Raw genomic sequence first — 15,160 nt, 5'->3', positions numbered from 1 at the left:
AAAACGAGATGATTGTCTTCACAAGACAATCATCTCGTTTTTTTATTAAATGCGTTCCATCGCTGTCTTTAATGTCCCTACAACAAAAGCGATTTCTTCACTTGAAATAATAAGAGGCGGTGCTAATGTTAAAACATTATTATAGCCTGCAGTTGTCATTCCGTTACGTCCAATGATTAATCCTTTTTCTTTACAAGCGTTCACGACACTTGCAATTTTATCATTATCAATTGGTTCTTTTGTTTCCTTATCATTTACTAATTCTATACCGACTAATAGCCCTTTTCCCCTAATGTCTCCAACAAGCGGATGATCTCCAATCTCGTCTCTTAATTGTTCTAATAAAAGCGATCCCATTTGTGCGGAGCGCTCAATTAAATTTTCATTTTCCATAATTTCTAAGTTTTTAAGTGCTAACGCACAAGCAGCTGGATTCCCGCCAAATGTGTTAATATGACGGAAAAATTCATATTCTCCTGTTCCCTTAAACGCTTCATAAATTTCTTTCTTCACCGCTGTTGCTGATAACGGCAAATATGCACTCGTAATTCCCTTTGCCATTGTAATAATGTCAGGCTTTACATCGTAATTCATAAAACCAAACGCTTTTCCGGTACGGCCAAAACCACAAATCACTTCATCACTAATAAGGAGTGCTCCATGTTTTTGACAGATTTCATGAACAGCTTTCATATAATCTTGTGGAGGCATCAAAATACCACCACCTGTAATAATTGGTTCCATTATAAATCCAGCTATCGTTTCACTTAGCTCCCACGTCATAACACGGTCAATTTCTTTCACACACTCCACATCGTAAATATTTTGCGATTCCACTCCTTGCATTCGGTAACAATCTGGCGGCGTCACATGTAAAAAACCTGAAGTAAATGGTTCATATTGATATTTACGCTGTGCTTGTCCTGTCGCTGCCATCGCCGCCATTGTATTACCATGATAGCCACGATAACGTGACATAATTTTATAGCGATGCTGTTCCCCTTTATATGCATAATATTGCCTTGCAATTTTAAAAGCTGTTTCGTTCGCTTCCGATCCACTATTAGAGAAGAAAATGACATATTCTCCTCCGAGCCACTCGTTTAATTTTTCAGCAAGTCGAATCGCTGGTTCATGCGATTGTGACATGGGAAAATACGATAATGTTTGCAGTTGCTCATACGCTGCCTCAGCAAGCTCTTTTCTCCCATATCCACTATTCACACACCAAAGACCACTCATACCATCTAGATATCGTTTTCCTTCTATATCTTCTACCCAGCAACCTTCCGCTTTTGCCCCAACCATTGTACTATTTGGACTAAACGGGCGCATTCCATGCCACACATACTGTTCATCCTTTGCTAGTAATGAATCTGTTTGTTTCGTTTTCATCATATCTTCCACCTTCCATAACAACTTATTCTTCTCCAAGCTGCACTGGTGCCATGATAAGTTAAAACTTCTCTCTGCCTATTTTCATTCCACACTCATAAGACAAATCCTACCAAATAACAAGTAATATTTAAAACAAAATTACAAAATAAAAAAAGCCTTCCAAATATTTTGGAAAGCTCATGTTCTTTTAGTGTGCAGAAACGTCACTCACTCCGTGACCCGTATTAGATTTCACGAGAATTTCATCAAATTTTGCTGCATCTTCTTTCTTACTTGAAAAAATTGTCCCTAAGTATGCCGCTAAAAATCCAAGTGGAATAGAAATAATTCCAGGTGTTGTATAAGGGAATAGTGCTTCTCCCACAAAAATCGCTTTCCCCGCTACAGGATTCCAAACATTTGGACTCAATGCCACTAGCACAATTGCTGAGACAAGACCGACAATCATACCACAAATTGCCCCCGTCGTATTAAAACGCTTCCAATAAATCGTAAATAAAATAACTGGTAAATTTGCACTGGCAGCAACCGCAAATGCTAACGACACTAAGAACGCAACATTTAACGTTTGAGCAAATAACGCTAAAATAATAGATAATACCGCCACGCCAATGGATGCATAGCGCGCCATTGATACTTGTTCTTTTTCTGTTGCCTTGCCCTTACGAATAATCTCATTATAGAAATCATGCGCAAATGCTGAAGCGGCTGTTAACACGAGACCCGCTACAACTGCCAAAATTGTTGCAAATGCAATTGCAGAAACGAAAGCAAATAAGAAATCTCCTCCAAGTGCTTTTGCTAATAACGGTGCTGCCATATTACCAGCTGGGTTCGCCTGAATAATGGCAGTATTTCCTACAAACGCAGCTGCTCCAAAACCTAGGAAAATCGTCATAATATAAAAAGCTCCAATTAACCAAGTTGCACATACGACAGATTGGCGTGCTGTTTTGGCATCACGAACAGTAAAAAATCGTACCAGAATATGAGGTAAACCTGCTGTTCCAAGAACAAGGCCTAAGTTTAAAGAAATCGTATCTAATCCATCTTTGTATTTCACACCAGGATTTAAGAAAGCTTCCTTCAGTGGTGTAGCTGTTTTCATCTGAGCAAACATTTCTGTAATACTAAAATTAAATTTCGCGAACACAATAACTGAAATAATAAACGTTCCTGCCATGAGTAAGACAGCTTTGACAATTTGCACCCAACTTGTTGCCGTCATACCGCCGAAAATAACATACACTGTCATTAGTGTTCCAACAATTAAAACAGATGTCGTATATTCAATTCCTAATAGTAATTTAATAAGTGCACCCGCTCCTACTAATTGGGCAATCATATAGAAAATTGAAATTGTCATCGTATTTAAAGCGGCAATACTTCGCACCTTCTTCGCATCAAAACGTGCTGCAATCATATCGGCTAATGTATACTTCCCTAAATTTCTAAGCGGTTCCGCAACAAGATATAATACAACTAAATAGGCAACGAGAAAACCAACACTATAAAAAAAGCCATCAAATCCAGTTAACGCTACAGCTCCAGCAATTCCAAGAAACGAGGCAGCTGACATATAATCCCCCGCAATGGCCAGGCCATTTTGCCAGCCAGTTAATCCCCCCCCTGCTGTATAAAACTCACTCGCATTTTTCGTTTTTTTCGATGCAAAATATGTTATGACAAGCGTACCAAGAACAATAATTAAAAAGAGTGCAAACGCAGTTGTATTCAAATTTATCCCCTCCCTTTTTGCATTTTTTGAAGGATTCCCTGCGAAATTTCATCAAATGACTCTGCTTTTTTGCTATAAATCATACACAAACCCCACGTCATCACAAATTGGGCAAAAGCAAAAATCCACGCCCATGTCACATCACCAAATGCTGGTGTATTTAATACTTTTGAATAAGATGTCAAAATAGGTAATGCAATAAAAAAGCTCAAAAAGAAAATGGTCATAGGAATAATAAATTTTCGTTTCTTTTCTAACAGTGATTGAAATTCTGCTGACTGAACGACTTCTGTATAATTTACCTCACTTTGTAACTTGCGTGCTGAACTATCATCTCGTTTCATTTCTCAAGTCCCCTCTCCCTCATTCTTTAAATCAAATTCCCCCTTGCCTCCTAAAAAATTAAATTTTGTAAATATTCAGAAACTTATATTCATTTTAGACAATCTCTTCTTCTCTGCAAAGATTTTTCGATAGACATCTTTCGTCATATTTTTCCATTTTTTTAATATATTTTTTTGAAATAAAATGAAACTTTCGCCAGTGAGCATTCTCTTCATCTCTACTAGTGATTATCCCTCACGAATCGGTCTTTTACAGACAGTTTACTTCCTACTTAACTTCTTTGCTTTCGCTGAATTTTGAAATAGGAGTATTACTGCGCGTTAAAGAAAAAGCAGTGCTCATTGCACCACTTCTTTTTCCTTTTCTTTTTCTAGGTTACGCGCCGTCTCACTTAATTCGACATCTTTTCCATTTTTATACGTGCCAAATAAGAAATCATAAACTGGATTCGACACACCAAACCAATAATTTTCATTTTTATAATGATGCAGTATATGCTGCTTCTTTAACCATCTACCAAAATGAGTCAGCGGTCGAATTGGCTTATGTGCGATATAATGTTTCCATTCATAAATAAGCAGCATAATAATCATCCCAATTCCAAATGAAAGTGTAATCGTTATATTACTTGTAAATCCATACAAAATGAACAAATAAATCGCGAACCCTGGCAAGCTATACCAAACTGGTAAAAACAATAGTTTTAAATCATCAGGGTACACATGATGATCATAATGTAATCTCCTTAACATTTTCAGTAAAAATGGATTTTTAGGAGGTTTAATATGAAATAAAAATCGATGTGTTACATACTCATTGATTGTATAAAAAATAATCCCTGCAAAACATGCCAACAATGCTATCCCTGTAAATAATTGCATTTTCAAAATAATGATAAACAGTATCAATACCCCGGACATAATGACAATATCATGTTGGAAAAAGAACTCCTTCATCACCCTTTTCATTTACTCTTCCCCCTTTCTTCAAAAAACAGCCGTAACATATTGTTACGACCGTTTCTTATCTATTTATTTTATTCTCATTACAAATTTGCTTGCTGTTCTATTGTAGCAAAAAAGTTCTTGGAACCAAATATATTTTGCTTTGGAATGATGTGTTCAACTGCAAAAACAGTTACTTCTCCCCTCTGCACTTCCCCAATAATCAGGCCGAATACATCATGATTTACAGCAAATGTTGGTTGCTTTGTTTGTAATAATCTTTCAATAGTATGAAGAACAGCTTCATATAATGGATTTCTGTCAGTAACTTCTTTTCGAATTTTTGGTGCTAATGTAATAATGATTTCTTTTCCATTAATAGTGGTTCGATACATAAAAATCTCCCCTTCAATCTTATGTGAACAACTGTAAAGCTTTGTACGCAAAATGGATAGAATACCCGACTAGAATGATTCCAGCCCCCGCTGTAATATAGCCAAGCGCTTTTTGTTTAAGCAATGTTCGTCCAAAATGAACGGAAAAAGCAATATTTAAATTCCATAAAATAATGCCAATAATAATACAAAGACTATACAAAAAGGCTTCTTGCTTGGTTACTTTTGTAAGTAGTGAGCTAAGTGTACTCCCATATACACCAAACCAAAAAACAAGATTTAATGGATTGGATATCGCAATTAAAAATCCAGCCATAAAGGACTGCTGAAGCCCACCTACCTCTTCTTGTTTATATTCCATATTCGAGTGTAAAATTCCTTGTTTTACACTTTGGAACCCTAAATAAAACAGTAAGAAAAATCCTGTGCAATACATAAAGGCTTGTACATATGTATACATAAATACAGAAGATAAACCAAAATAAATAAGGAGCATAAATAAAATATCTGCACTCATTCCTCCTATTCCAACAACCCAAGCGTGCCAAAAACCACGTTCAATTCCTCTTTTTAACATTTCAATATTAATTGGTCCTACTGGTGCAGCTAATGAAATACCTAGTACAATTTGCTGTATAATTACTCCAAACATCGCTCTATCCTTTCTATTCCTTTTTCTATTAGCAAATGAGAAAACTACGAAAAATAGACTAGCTTTTACGAAAAAATATACATAATTAAAATGTCCTTTTTTATCCAAAATATGCAAAAAAGCCGTCCATGGGCGGCTTTCATTTTTCTACTTTATGATGAAATGGACATTTTCCTTTAATCGGTTCAATGTCGTCTCCAATAAAATATTGCTTCCACTCTCGATGGTCAGGATCACCGTAGTGGCTAATATTCGGATGCTTTGGCAACTGATCCCACTTTTCAACCCGCTCTCTAACCATTTGCCGTGAATAGGAACCTTTTGGTCGATCCCCTTCTAGTCCATCAAAAATGATACGCGGTTGAAATCCAATAATAAGTGAGTTCCCTAAATGCCGCGTTTTTCTTTGTTTGTAAGCAGGCGCATTTCCAAACGCAAACATAGGCTCGCCGCCAAACGAAAATTCCCATAAATGATGATCTGGATTTTCGGGAATTTTTTCAGGCCATGGCTGTTCATCTGCTTCATGTAAATATTGTAGTACTCTCCAAAAATAGGACCGGTAATGTTCAATGGACTGTTCTTCAAGTTCTGGTTCTACAAAAAGAAAAAAACCCCTTCTTACAACTGGTCGTTCGTGCATTAGATCTAAAAAAGAAAGCATCGTATGCGGTAAATGATTCCAATCATCATGGGAAAGAAACGAATACCGAAGTTCATTCTTCTTTAAGGCCGTTAATCCAAAATAGCACGGAAAGGTTGGATCCAATACAACATGAGAAAAATTTGTAAACTCCTCAGAAACCCAACTCGGTATATCTACCCTATTTTTCATTCCTTCATTATCTAATAGATAAGACTGATCCATTCTCTCACCTCACTATGTACAGCATTCACTTAAACATATTAAAAAGTGAACTCGTCCTATACCATGAAAAAAACTTGAGTGGAAAATTATTTAAAAATACAAAAAGATAAAAACGCTTACTTGACTAAAATCTACCATTTCGTGTATATTTAAATTATCATTTAGCAGAATATTCGAGAATATAGCATTTTTAGTTTTATGAATTTGCAAACATTTCAGGCGAATGTTACTAAATGAAAAGTAATCGTTTTTTAGGAGGAATTGTAACATGCAAGGAAAAGTAAAATGGTTTAACAACGAAAAAGGTTTTGGATTTATCGAAATGGAAGGCGCTGACGATATATTCGTACATTTCACAGCTATTCAAGGCGACGGCTACAAAGCTTTAGAAGAAGGTCAAGAAGTATCTTTCGACATCGTTGAAGGTAACCGCGGACCTCAAGCTGCTAACGTAGTAAAACTTTAATCCAACATATAACAGGAGGTTGCCTACTAGGCAACCTCCTTTGTTATTCCTTTGTATATTTCCTTTTTGCAGAGTAAAAACTATGTGAAATGTAACAGAATACAAAGGAGGAATCGACAATGGGTTCACATGTAAATGATTTTGAAGAAGTAAAATTCCGCGTAGAAACGGCACAAAAAATGGTAGGTTCTGCGACAATTACAATGGATCCAGAATCACTAGAGCATGCGACAAATGCAGTCGAATCTGCACGTTCACAGCTTGAAATCATGAAATCTGTTGCGACAGATTTAGATGAGCCATTCTTAATGAATGAAGAAAAAAAGTTAAGTAAATGTGAACATCAATTACAAGAAGCTAAGCATTGAAAAAACATCCAGAGAGCTACCTCTGGATGTTTTTTCATGATAATTGATCTCCATATTTTTTTAACCTTTCGCCAATGGTACATTGCCGAATACAAAAAGAATGAGCGTAATACTTACTACGTGTTGTTCTATAATGTTCTTGCAAAAAACATCCTTCACAGTATGTTTCTAATAAATCATTTACCTCTGTAATGAGCTGCTTTTTATTCACCGCTGCACCTCTCTATTCGGTTATTTCTTTATGACTGTCGATAGCTGTTCCTTCCAATGCTTGCGTTGCTAATTGATGTGCCTCTTTATTTTGTTTTCTTGCTACTGGCTCACAGACAAGCTTTAATTTCATTTGCTTTGCTTTTTGTTCAATCTGATCTAAATAGTGATTCAAATGTTCATCATAACAAGGCCATTCTCCAGCTAATTGCTGTAAGGCCACTTGGGAATCGCCATGAAGTGTAATCGATTCATATTTAATCCCTAATTCCTCCAGTACATTCATTCCATATAATAATGCCGCATATTCCGCCTCATTATTATCATATATCCCCTCTATGTACGCATTACGGCGAACTCGGTAATTTCCATTCCCTTTTCTATAGTAAATACATATACCAATCCCTGCTTCTTTTGTTTCCAGGTCATACCCACCATCAAAGTACATACGAATGTCTTGTGGTTCTTCTTCTACTTGCTTACTGAGCTTTTTCATTTCTTTTAGCGTCCATTCCGCGTCCATCTCATCGTAAAATACAAGTTCTCTTACTCTTCCTGTTTTCTCAAAATCAGCTGCAAATTGAAGTGTCTCTTCTATACTCATATAATCTGTTGTTAATTCTGTTTGAAGATTAGACTTTGTTTTATATAGCCAATGTATTTTATATTTCATACTCATTTCCCCTTATATAAGACTTCGTATTTTTATTATATTTTACCAATAGTCATAGTATTATATTCGAATGTCAACTTTTAAAATACAAAAGAGCTGCTCCATATTGGAAGCAGCTCTTTCTATTCATGTTACATAAATCTATTAAATTGCACTCGTTTATTCATCCAATACATAACCGGCATACCAATTGCCATCACAACAAATTCACCAGCTGCGCATGTAAGCCATGTAAATAAAAATGGCAGGTCAAATGCAAGATGAAGTTCAATTGCTATCATAAACATTGTAACTGTAAAGATAACTGTATTAAAAATCATACGAGCCCAAACACCCTTAATAAAACGCATGGAAATAATCGTAGCAAGAAGTGCAAGAATGGATTGCCCTACTCCAAATACTAAATCATACGCAATCATAGGGGAGAAAAAGAGATTTGTTAAAAATACGCCTAAGACAATTCCATAAATCGATTTCTTATTAAATACAACGAGATGATTAAACATCTCCGAAATACGAAATTGTACATTCGTAAAGCCAAACGGCTGAATAAGTGCGGAAACAGCAATGTATAATGCCGCTAAAATACCATTACCAACTAATGTTTTTATATTCATGACAAAATCTCCTTAGTTTTTTTACGTGGGATGGTTTCGAACCACGTGATTCGTTTTTAAACAACAATTTTATATTGTACGCAATAGACAACCATTCGTCAATAGATTTCTACCATTCACTACCCTTTTTCGAATAGACAACGTATAATAAAGGATATGAAGAATTTAGGAGGTTTCGCTTCATGACAGCAACAATCCAAAATAAAAAACTGATCGTTTCCCTCTCTGAAAAAGGTGCAGAGTTACAAAGCATTCGCTTAAAAGAAGATAACACAGAATATATGTGGCAAGGTAATCCTAAATATTGGGGACGCTGTGCACCAATTTTATTCCCAATTATCGGTAGATTAGTGGACAATACATATTATGTAGATGGTAAACCTTATTCATTAACACAACACGGCTTCGCTCGCGACCTTACATTTTCCATAAAAGAGCAAAGTGAAACAAAAATTACTTATGCAGTCTCCAGCAATCGAGAAACTTCACAAAAATATCCGTATGAATTTGAGTTGTCTGTTTCTTATGAGCTAGATGAGCAAAATATACATGTTACTTACGAAGTACATAACCCTGCTTCTAAAGAAATGTTCTTTTCTATCGGAGCACATCCAGGCTTCAATTGTCCATTAGTAGAAGGTGGGTCATTTACAGACTACCATTTATCATTTCATGGCCCTGAACATTTAGAAACAAGCATACTAGAAGGCGCATTTCTTTCAAAAGAAAAACGACTCATCGCTAAAAATACGACCGAATTACCACTTACATACGATTTATTCAAAAATGATGCCCTTATTTTTGAAAATATGAATACAAGTGAAATTTCTATTCGCTCTCATAAACATAATAAGTTTGTAAAAGTAGCATTTGAAGGCTTCCCATTTGTCGGTGTGTGGACACAAAGTAATGATGCTCCTTTCTTATGTATTGAACCTTGGTATGGCATTGCTGATGAATTAGAACCAGCTAAAGATTTCAAAGAGAAAAAAGGTGTGCAATCCTTACAAGCGAATGAAACATTTACATGCCGCTACAGCATTACAATTGGATAAAATGCATTTTTATTTTCGTATTTTCTATCCCCCTCCTTTAGAAATTTTTAGGCGGGGGCTTACTATAAGCTAACGCTATATAAATAATGGAGGTATTAAGTTTTGATCGAAGTATATATTGATGGTGCATCAAAGGGAAATCCGGGGCCTTCTGGTGCTGGCGTTTTTATTAAAGGCGTACAACCGCCAGTGCAATTATCACTACCGCTTGGAACGATGTCTAACCATGAAGCAGAATATCATGCACTACTCGCTGCATTAAAATATTGTACAGAACATAACTATAGCATTGTATCTTTTCGCACAGATTCTCAACTTGTTGAACGTGCAGTAGAAAAAGAGTATGCAAAAAACGAAACGTATGCACCACTTTTACAAGAAGCGCTGGCGTACATCGAGAAATTTGACCTTTTCTTTATAAAGTGGATTCCAAGCAGTCAAAACAAAGTTGCTGATGAATTAGCAAGAAAAGCTATTTTACTAAATGAATGGGGGTCATAGCGTGAAAAAAGGGTGGATTGCTCCTCTTGCTTTATTATTTGTCTCCTTTATTTGGGGAGCCACATTTGTCGTCGTTCAAAATGCAATGTCATTTGTTGGTCCATTTACGTTCAATGGTGTTCGATTTTTATTCGCTGGAATTATTTTGTTATTCGTCCAAATCATGTTTTCGAAAAAAACTTCAAAACAACAAATTCAAGATAGTAGTATCGCTGGATTAATTGTCGGATTCTTCTTATTTATCGGTTATTTATTACAAACATTTGGATTAATTTATACCACTTCCTCTAAAGCAGGATTTTTAACTGGACTCAGCGTTGTTATGGTTCCAATTCTTTCATTTATCTTTTTGAAACAAAAAGCTACACCTTTTATCGTACTCGGCATTATCGCTGCTACAGCTGGCTTATATTTACTAACCGCTGGTGATTCTTTTCAATTCAATATTGGAGATATGCTTGTTCTCGGCTGTGCAATTGCCTTTGCGGCACATATTCTGATTAATGGGATCTTTTCCAAAAAGATATCCCCTCTGTTATTAAGTACATCTCAAGTATTGTCCGTTGGAATTTTCTCTACCATCTGTGCTTTTTTATTTGAGGATTGGGAGAAATTATTTTCAATCTCTTTATGGATGAATGATGCCTTTTTATTTGCTCTACTTGCAACATCCTTATTTGCAACAGCAATCGCTTTTTTTATTCAAACAGCTGCGCAAAAGCACACCTCTCCAACGAGAGTCGCCATTATTTTCGCAATGGAACCTGTCTTTGCTGCATTAACAGGCGTTCTTGTTGCAAACGAACAACTTTCGATTTCCGCAATACTTGGTTGCCTTTGTATTTTCTTAGGCATGATTTTCGTTGAACTTCCTTCAAAACAAAAAAAAGAAGCGCAGGCTGCGTGAAGTTATGCTTGTAACTTCCGCATAAAAGCCTTTGCGCTTTTTTTGTCCGTAATTCTCTCTTCTTTCAACCTCTCTAACAGCGCCACAAAATAACTCCCATCAAACTGTAATTGATGTTTAATCGTCGCTTCAATCGCTGCGTTCACAATTCCATCAGATGCACCCGTATATCCTTGACCAAACATAATAAATCCTTGTGCTTCTTCTGATAATTTGAATCCTTTTGTATGTAAGAATGAAAGATAATCTTGCACTGTTTGCATGCTGTTCCCACCTAATTCAAAAAATTGTCCCTTCCCTATCATACATGTTTTTAGACTTTATGAGAATGAATTTTCTTTGACACCTTCTTTATATTGACTTGCTTTTCGATATGATAAAAACAACATTGCCATCGCAAGTAATTCAAATATCGCGCCTATATAACCAAGATAGACAATGGAACTATACTTCAAAATAAATCCACCAACAATCGCTCCTATAGCAATCCCTATATATAACGTTGAAGCGCTTAAAGATAACACGACCGACGGTGATTTATATTTGAAAGTTCACTAATTTTCACTTTTCATCCCTCCCCTTGGTTATATTGTAAGGTGTTACATGATGTGAAGGTCAACAATGAAATTGGAATAATTTCATTATACAAACAGGATTTACTGACAACATCTAGAAGTAGATACAGTGAAACTTGAATCAACAGTGACTTTCTTCATGCCTCACCTATCTTCTTTACTCTGTTCGGAATATTGACCTGAGAAGACGTTTGCCCAAAAATAACGGAATGAAAAGAGAGTCATACATTTTACTCAAAAAGGAGATATTTAATGAAACAAGCCCTATTAATTATTGATGCCCAACAAGAGCTTATTGACGGTAACGAACAAGAAGCTGCCGTATTTCATAAAGACCAATTATTAGCTGCAATAAATGTAGCCATTCAAAAGGCTCTTCAATCAAATGCTCTGATTATTTTTGTCAGAGATACTGATGTTGCTTCCGGTATAGGACGAGGATTTCAAATACACAAGGAAATTACAGTACCTCCTGAAGCAGTCATTATAGATAAACAGGCTACCAATTCGTTTTATAACACTTCTTTACAGACCCTTTTAAAAGAGAAAGAAATCGGTCATCTCATTATAGGAGGATGCAAAACTGAACATTGTATTGATACTGCCGTTAGAACCGCAACCGTACAAGGATTTGATGTCACTTTAATACAAAATGGCCACTCAACGACCGATTCTACCATTCTATCAGCACAACAAATTATCGAACATCATAATAAAACACTACATGGTCATTATAATGTCGACCATTTTTCTATTGTAAGGGATATTGAAGAAGACCTCTTCCATCCTACTCACAATCAATATCGTGAATGATACAATAAAATGAAACTTTAATCAGTGGGGGGGTTTTTCATCCCCCACTGATTATTAGTTGAACGAATCGGGCTTTTACGGGCAGTTTATCTCCCACCTTACTTCTTTGCTTCCGCCAAATTTTGAGGTGGGAGTATTACTGCCCGTTAATGCGGGATAAACGAAAAGAATCCTTATTCGATGTACTGCACCCCCAATTGTTAGGCACCGTCTAACAATTGGGGGTGCTTTTCTTATAGATAAATTTACAAAGAACAGTTCTAATGCTTAAACACTCCTACACAAAAAGGTGATTAGTATTATTCCCAATCACCTTCACTATCTATCGTTACTTAAGTTACCTTAGTCATAATAAGCTGACCTACCTCATTAATAGTAACTCTCCATTTTCCTCCGCCAGAAGTTTTCAAAACTAAGCCTTTACCCGCTTCCATCTCAATATCTCCATACAGTTTTCCACCATTTGTTGATAACCACGCATTACCACTTTCCATAGAAGACCTTGCAAAAATACGATTAATACGAAAACGCTTATGATCTTGAACATAACCACTCATCGTAACTCTTACTTTATATAACTGACTTGCTTTCATATTTGATATTATCGTGTCCCTCATATTTAATGGAACGTCTGTCGCAACAATCCAGTTTCCATTTGCACTTAACAAATATTCAATTCGAATCTTCTTTGGAATTTCTCCCCATCCAAAATATAAACCGAAACAGTTTAACATTTGTATCGGATTTTTTGTAAAATCTATTTCAATTATGACTGGATTACTATCTGGAATATCAATATAATTTACACTTTGCTCATCTATTAAATTAAAACAATTAGTAAGGTTTCCACCATACGGCAATTTTCCAGATACTTGTTTAACACTATACTTCATAGGTGCATTTACTAAAATATCATCTTGATTCCCTATTAAGTGAGGTTTATTTAGCGTCAATGGTAGCTCTATTGGAAGTGATTGTTCATAGGTCGAGATACAAACATTATATTGCCCCTTATCTACAATTGTTGTTAAAAGCAGATTAGAAAAAAGGTAGTTACGATGAGAATTAGAAGAAAATTCTATTACAATTGGTTCACTACTCATCCGATACGTATCCCAAATCATACAATCAAATGAATTATATGCCCCTGAACAACGAATTACCTTTTTCGTTTGCTGCCTACATTGTACTTGTATTCGACTAAATACATTCCCCGAACTTTCATTCGGTAAATCATTGTTCCCATCTACCTCTATTCCATATTGACACCCATCAATAAAAATAGACTGAAATACATTCGCGTTAATCCAACAAGGTGTATTCATATCTGCTATATATTCTGTTTTTAAATAAATAGCAGTTTGAAAGTTTTTAATTTGGATAGAGTTCACCTGAAAAAAACTAATATACTCCCATGCTTTTTGGCAATAGAAATGTACAGCTATTCCTTTATATGATGATGTGGCATTAATAATATTTATATTTGATATAACTGATTGATTAGGCACTTCTATTTGTTGTGATCCTGATACATAAATAACAGCAGATTGAAATATCGAATTCACAACTTGAATTGTACCTCCAGTAATAGAAGCATTCTTTTGTAGTTCAAACGCATTAAAATCCCCATCAACTTGTAGCGTTACCGTAGGATCTAACTCCAACCTTACATTAGCTTTAATAACAATGGGCTTCAAAATTTTATACACATTTACTCCTGTAATCCTCACTGTCGAAATACGATTCGCTTCGCAGTAATCAATAGCTTGTTGAATTGCTGTTGAACTATCATTCCCTGAATTCGAAACCGCTCCAAAACAATCAATATACACACTATTTCCTGATGCACAATCATCTTGAGATGAAATATATTCTGCCAAAACCTCTTCACTCCTCATATATCATTATTCATATAATATGCTATCTCCCTCTTAAAAGTTTCTATAATAAAAAAACAAACGACCTTTATAATCGCTTGTTTTTCTTATATACTTCTCTCGTTTCCTCTATCATTTTATTTAGCGAGAAATATTTCACAACTTTTTCCCGTGCCGATTCTCTCATATTATTTATCATTTGATTATTATTTTGTAATTTCTCAAGTGCATCTGCGAATTCATACTCGCAATATTTTGAAATTAAAACACCTGATTCACCATCCATAATAGCTTCATCAACTCCACCGACTTTTATTGAAACTACCGGTGTCCCTGTCGCCATTGCTTCAATTACTACCATTGGGAATACCTCACGAAAAGATAGTAAAAGTAAAACATCCATATTTCTGATAAACTCATATGGTTCTGAAATATTACCAAGCATCTTTACACTTTTTTGTAAATTATAATTTTCAATTTCTTTCTCAATAAATTCTTTCTCAGGCCCATCACCAGCGATATAAAACATAATATCTCTTTTTGTTTTTAATACAGCTGCAATTTTTATAAATAATTGATGATTTTTTTCTTTTGATAATCGTGCTAATATACCTATTTTATAAATGGATTCTTTCTTTTTTTGCCGAAATAAAAATTTTTCAATATCTACCCCATTATATATTGTCTTTATCTTTTCTTCTGCCACTTGAAAAGATATTAAATTATTCTTTTCAAACTCACTTACAGTAATAATAGAA

At 35.3% G+C, this 15,160-nt stretch carries 20 protein-coding genes and 1 riboswitch; of the genes, 6 read left to right on the top strand and 14 right to left on the bottom strand.

Annotation, left to right across the window (positions count from 1 at the left end; translation table 11 throughout):
- Positions 1 to 45 precede the first annotated feature (45 nt).
- The 7 genes from V7183_RS12260 to V7183_RS12230 all read right to left on the bottom strand — a co-directional run bounded on the left by V7183_RS12260 (position 46) and on the right by V7183_RS12230 (position 6,340).
- Positions 46 to 1,395: an aspartate aminotransferase family protein gene (locus V7183_RS12260; RefSeq protein ID WP_335359701.1), complete on the bottom strand. Its 1,350-nt coding sequence runs from the start codon at positions 1,393 to 1,395 to the stop codon at positions 46 to 48.
- A 190-nt stretch (positions 1,396 to 1,585) separates the two neighbouring features.
- Complete coding sequence (locus tag V7183_RS12255) at positions 1,586 to 3,136, bottom strand: solute symporter family protein (protein ID WP_335359700.1); 1,551 nt, start codon at positions 3,134 to 3,136, stop codon at positions 1,586 to 1,588.
- Between the two features lie 2 nt (positions 3,137 to 3,138).
- Positions 3,139 to 3,480 (bottom strand): DUF485 domain-containing protein, encoded by a 342-nt coding sequence (locus V7183_RS12250; protein WP_335359699.1) that lies wholly within the window; start codon positions 3,478 to 3,480, stop codon positions 3,139 to 3,141.
- A gap of 339 nt (positions 3,481 to 3,819) precedes the next feature.
- Complete coding sequence (locus V7183_RS12245) at positions 3,820 to 4,449, bottom strand: sterol desaturase family protein (protein WP_335359698.1); 630 nt, start codon at positions 4,447 to 4,449, stop codon at positions 3,820 to 3,822.
- 77 nt (positions 4,450 to 4,526) lie between these two features.
- Complete coding sequence (locus tag V7183_RS12240; RefSeq protein ID WP_335359697.1) at positions 4,527 to 4,820, bottom strand: cytoplasmic protein; 294 nt, start codon at positions 4,818 to 4,820, stop codon at positions 4,527 to 4,529.
- A 19-nt stretch (positions 4,821 to 4,839) separates the two neighbouring features.
- Positions 4,840 to 5,472, bottom strand: a complete 633-nt coding sequence (locus tag V7183_RS12235; RefSeq protein ID WP_335359696.1) for a LysE family transporter — start codon at positions 5,470 to 5,472, stop codon at positions 4,840 to 4,842.
- 139 nt (positions 5,473 to 5,611) lie between these two features.
- Positions 5,612 to 6,340, bottom strand: a complete 729-nt coding sequence (locus V7183_RS12230; protein ID WP_335359695.1) for a YqcI/YcgG family protein — start codon at positions 6,338 to 6,340, stop codon at positions 5,612 to 5,614.
- Between the two features lie 268 nt (positions 6,341 to 6,608).
- On the opposite strand from V7183_RS12230, the gene cspD reads away from it, so the two are divergent.
- Both cspD and V7183_RS12220 read left to right on the top strand, forming a co-directional pair.
- Positions 6,609 to 6,806, top strand: a complete 198-nt coding sequence (gene cspD, locus V7183_RS12225) for a cold-shock protein CspD (protein ID WP_335359694.1) — start codon at positions 6,609 to 6,611, stop codon at positions 6,804 to 6,806.
- 119 nt (positions 6,807 to 6,925) lie between these two features.
- The gene (locus tag V7183_RS12220; protein ID WP_097897985.1) at positions 6,926 to 7,174 is read left to right on the top strand and encodes a DUF2564 family protein; all 249 of its coding nucleotides are present in this window, start codon (positions 6,926 to 6,928) and stop codon (positions 7,172 to 7,174) included.
- 34 nt (positions 7,175 to 7,208) lie between these two features.
- Here the strand turns inward: V7183_RS12220 and V7183_RS12215 are convergent, their stop codons facing one another.
- The 3 genes from V7183_RS12215 to V7183_RS12205 all read right to left on the bottom strand — a co-directional run bounded on the left by V7183_RS12215 (position 7,209) and on the right by V7183_RS12205 (position 8,674).
- A complete protein-coding gene (locus V7183_RS12215; protein WP_335359693.1) occupies positions 7,209 to 7,385 on the bottom strand; it encodes a zinc-finger domain-containing protein in 177 nt (58 codons plus the stop codon).
- A gap of 12 nt (positions 7,386 to 7,397) precedes the next feature.
- A complete protein-coding gene (locus V7183_RS12210; protein WP_335359692.1) occupies positions 7,398 to 8,057 on the bottom strand; it encodes a ribonuclease H family protein in 660 nt (219 codons plus the stop codon).
- 131 nt (positions 8,058 to 8,188) lie between these two features.
- Positions 8,189 to 8,674: a QueT transporter family protein gene (locus tag V7183_RS12205; RefSeq protein ID WP_097897988.1), complete on the bottom strand. Its 486-nt coding sequence runs from the start codon at positions 8,672 to 8,674 to the stop codon at positions 8,189 to 8,191.
- Between the two features lie 6 nt (positions 8,675 to 8,680).
- Positions 8,681 to 8,725: riboswitch (PreQ1 riboswitch) on the bottom strand.
- A 131-nt stretch (positions 8,726 to 8,856) separates the two neighbouring features.
- Here V7183_RS12205 and V7183_RS12200 point away from each other — a divergent pair.
- The 3 genes from V7183_RS12200 to V7183_RS12190 all read left to right on the top strand — a co-directional run bounded on the left by V7183_RS12200 (position 8,857) and on the right by V7183_RS12190 (position 11,137).
- The gene (locus tag V7183_RS12200) at positions 8,857 to 9,729 is read left to right on the top strand and encodes an aldose 1-epimerase family protein (RefSeq protein ID WP_335359691.1); all 873 of its coding nucleotides are present in this window, start codon (positions 8,857 to 8,859) and stop codon (positions 9,727 to 9,729) included.
- Positions 9,730 to 9,831: 102 nt separating this feature from the next.
- Positions 9,832 to 10,230 carry a reverse transcriptase-like protein gene (locus tag V7183_RS12195; protein ID WP_097897990.1) on the top strand — a complete coding sequence of 133 codons (399 nt, stop codon included), beginning with the start codon at positions 9,832 to 9,834 and terminating at the stop codon, positions 10,228 to 10,230.
- Position 10,231: 1 nt separating this feature from the next.
- Positions 10,232 to 11,137: a DMT family transporter gene (locus V7183_RS12190; protein ID WP_335359690.1), complete on the top strand. Its 906-nt coding sequence runs from the start codon at positions 10,232 to 10,234 to the stop codon at positions 11,135 to 11,137.
- A gap of 2 nt (positions 11,138 to 11,139) precedes the next feature.
- Here the strand turns inward: V7183_RS12190 and V7183_RS12185 are convergent, their stop codons facing one another.
- Positions 11,140 to 11,400 carry a DUF6123 family protein gene (locus tag V7183_RS12185; RefSeq protein ID WP_097897992.1) on the bottom strand — a complete coding sequence of 87 codons (261 nt, stop codon included), beginning with the start codon at positions 11,398 to 11,400 and terminating at the stop codon, positions 11,140 to 11,142.
- Positions 11,401 to 11,457: 57 nt separating this feature from the next.
- Entirely contained in the window at positions 11,458 to 11,592 is a 135-nt protein-coding gene (locus tag V7183_RS12180) for a hypothetical protein (protein WP_255287498.1), read from the bottom strand.
- Positions 11,593 to 11,964: 372 nt separating this feature from the next.
- Between V7183_RS12180 and V7183_RS12175 the strand changes: the two genes are divergently transcribed.
- Complete coding sequence (locus V7183_RS12175; RefSeq protein WP_335359689.1) at positions 11,965 to 12,525, top strand: isochorismatase family protein; 561 nt, start codon at positions 11,965 to 11,967, stop codon at positions 12,523 to 12,525.
- A gap of 332 nt (positions 12,526 to 12,857) precedes the next feature.
- Here the strand turns inward: V7183_RS12175 and V7183_RS12170 are convergent, their stop codons facing one another.
- Both V7183_RS12170 and V7183_RS12165 read right to left on the bottom strand, forming a co-directional pair.
- A complete protein-coding gene (locus V7183_RS12170) occupies positions 12,858 to 14,405 on the bottom strand; it encodes a hypothetical protein (RefSeq protein ID WP_335359688.1) in 1,548 nt (515 codons plus the stop codon).
- Between the two features lie 85 nt (positions 14,406 to 14,490).
- The coding region (locus tag V7183_RS12165; protein WP_335359687.1) for a glycosyltransferase at positions 14,491 to 15,160 on the bottom strand (670 nt) is incomplete at its 5' end.

It is taken from the genome of Bacillus sp. JJ1127 (assembly GCF_036965845.1).
Taxonomy (GTDB): domain Bacteria; phylum Bacillota; class Bacilli; order Bacillales; family Bacillaceae_G; genus Bacillus_A.
The sequence above is the reverse complement of the archived record's forward strand: the minus strand, read 5'-3'. Positions and strand labels throughout refer to the sequence as shown.

Excerpts from the sequence above, each read along its gene's own strand:
- V7183_RS12205 (WP_097897988.1), bottom strand. The coding sequence starts at position 8,674 with ATGAATATAAAAACATTAGTTGGTAATGGTATTTTAGCGGCATTATAC.
- V7183_RS12200 (WP_335359691.1), top strand. The coding sequence starts at position 8,857 with ATGACAGCAACAATCCAAAATAAAAAACTGATCGTTTCCCTCTCTGAA.
- cspD (WP_335359694.1), top strand. The coding sequence starts at position 6,609 with ATGCAAGGAAAAGTAAAATGGTTTAACAACGAAAAAGGTTTTGGATTT.
- V7183_RS12220 (WP_097897985.1), top strand. The coding sequence starts at position 6,926 with ATGGGTTCACATGTAAATGATTTTGAAGAAGTAAAATTCCGCGTAGAA.
- V7183_RS12230 (WP_335359695.1), bottom strand. The coding sequence starts at position 6,340 with ATGGATCAGTCTTATCTATTAGATAATGAAGGAATGAAAAATAGGGTA.
- V7183_RS12235 (WP_335359696.1), bottom strand. The coding sequence starts at position 5,472 with ATGTTTGGAGTAATTATACAGCAAATTGTACTAGGTATTTCATTAGCT.
- V7183_RS12175 (WP_335359689.1), top strand. The coding sequence starts at position 11,965 with ATGAAACAAGCCCTATTAATTATTGATGCCCAACAAGAGCTTATTGAC.
- V7183_RS12240 (WP_335359697.1), bottom strand. The coding sequence starts at position 4,820 with ATGTATCGAACCACTATTAATGGAAAAGAAATCATTATTACATTAGCA.
- V7183_RS12210 (WP_335359692.1), bottom strand. The coding sequence starts at position 8,057 with ATGAAATATAAAATACATTGGCTATATAAAACAAAGTCTAATCTTCAA.
- V7183_RS12245 (WP_335359698.1), bottom strand. The coding sequence starts at position 4,449 with ATGAAAAGGGTGATGAAGGAGTTCTTTTTCCAACATGATATTGTCATT.
- V7183_RS12250 (WP_335359699.1), bottom strand. The coding sequence starts at position 3,480 with ATGAAACGAGATGATAGTTCAGCACGCAAGTTACAAAGTGAGGTAAAT.
- V7183_RS12260 (WP_335359701.1), bottom strand. The coding sequence starts at position 1,395 with ATGAAAACGAAACAAACAGATTCATTACTAGCAAAGGATGAACAGTAT.
- V7183_RS12185 (WP_097897992.1), bottom strand. The coding sequence starts at position 11,400 with ATGCAAACAGTGCAAGATTATCTTTCATTCTTACATACAAAAGGATTC.